Genomic DNA, 1,515 nt, shown 5'->3' with positions numbered 1-1,515 from the left:
CCTCGTATGTTTGCATGCCCAAAAAAGAGAGGACCAATTGTACTCTGAGAGTTGTATTTTCGGAAGACGATTGGAGAAGGATAGAGAGCAACTGTGCCTAAATACATCCAGAATGATATTCTCACAGAGAAACCGCCCTATCCTTTCTACCTCCTATAAGTCCGAACCAGAACTTAGAGCTGCTGTGTGGCAAGCTCGAATAAAAAAGACGAGAGAGGACTGCGAGGAGATTCCAACTCTATCCCTTACCTAACCGACAGCAGAAATGGAACAAGTTATCAGAACGAACGTGGGTCTTGACATGGCTAAAGCTACATTTTGGGCATCAATTTGTGTGTTAACCCTTCGCGGGGAAGTTGAGTGTCGAGGGAGCCGCGAATTTAGCAATAGTAAAAAGGGATTCAAGGAACTAGAGAAGTGGATTAAGGAGCATGATGCTAACAGGGCGGAGCTTCATTTCACGATGGAGGCCACCGGGGTGTACCACGAAAACATGGCGCACTACCTGTACGGAAAGCAGCACCACGTCCATATTGTCCTGCCGAATAAGGCGAAGAAGTTCGCGGAGAGCCTTGACAATAAGTCGAAAACCGACAAGCTGGACGCAAAGGCCCTTGGACAGCTGGGCGCAGAGCGTACCTTAGTAGGCTGGAGTCCCGCAAGTCCCACCTTCAAGGTGCTTAAATCCCTCACACGGGAGCGAGCCAGCCTTATCGCGATTCGCACGCAGCTCAAGAATAGCCTGCACGCGCTTAAGCACAGCCACGAACCGAATGCGGGCACCCTTAAGCGCACGAAATCGATGATTCAGGAGCTGAATACGAATATTAAAAGCATAGAAAAGGAGATTGCGAGCATCGTCAAAGGAGATGAAGCGCTCAGGGATCAGCTGGCGTACCTAACCTCTATCCCCGGCGTGAGCCTGTTGACGGCGGTCATAGTGGCTGCGGAAACGGACGGATTTTCCCTGATCGGAAACGTTCGGCAGCTTTGCAGCTACGCGGGGCTGGATGTGAAAATTGTAGAGTCGGGAAAGTGGAAGGGGCGTAGTAAAATTAGCAAGAAAGGGAATAGCCACATTCGAGCGGCGCTGTACATGCCCTCTCTATCAACCGCCAGATACTGCAACCAGCATAAAGTATTTTACAATAGGATAGTGGAGCGGAAGAAAAAACCAATGATTGGCGTGACGGCGGTTAGCCGTAAACTGCTCATCCTGATGTACACGCTATGGAAGAGTGAAACGTTGTACCAGGAAGACTATCCGCTGAAAAAAGCGTCATAACCCAATAGGCATCGGGGATTGATGAGCCAGAGCTCTTATTTTGGGTTTTCCTTTTCATCGGCTCGATGCCGATGGAAAGGAATAAAAAAAGCAGTAGGAAACAAATCCTACTGCACAAGATAGACTTCGGTTCATTGCTTCGCCGTGAGCCTTCTTTTGGGTTGTTACAAAAGTAGAATAAACAAAAAAAACAGCAAAATAGACTTGGAATTTATCACAGAACCTCTGTG

1 protein-coding gene is annotated in these 1,515 nt (G+C 48.3%); it reads left to right on the top strand.

Annotation, left to right across the window (positions count from 1 at the left end; all coding sequences use genetic code 11):
* Window positions 1–265 precede the first annotated feature (265 nt).
* Window positions 266–1,285, top strand: a complete 1,020-nt coding sequence (locus CLV25_RS15860; protein WP_131840648.1) for an IS110 family RNA-guided transposase — start codon at window positions 266–268, stop codon at window positions 1,283–1,285.
* Window positions 1,286–1,515 lie beyond the last annotated feature (230 nt).

The sequence above is a fragment of the Acetobacteroides hydrogenigenes genome (assembly GCF_004340205.1).
Taxonomy (GTDB): Bacteria; Bacteroidota; Bacteroidia; order Bacteroidales; family ZOR0009; genus Acetobacteroides; species Acetobacteroides hydrogenigenes.
This window is presented reverse-complemented; position numbering and strand designations above follow the sequence as displayed.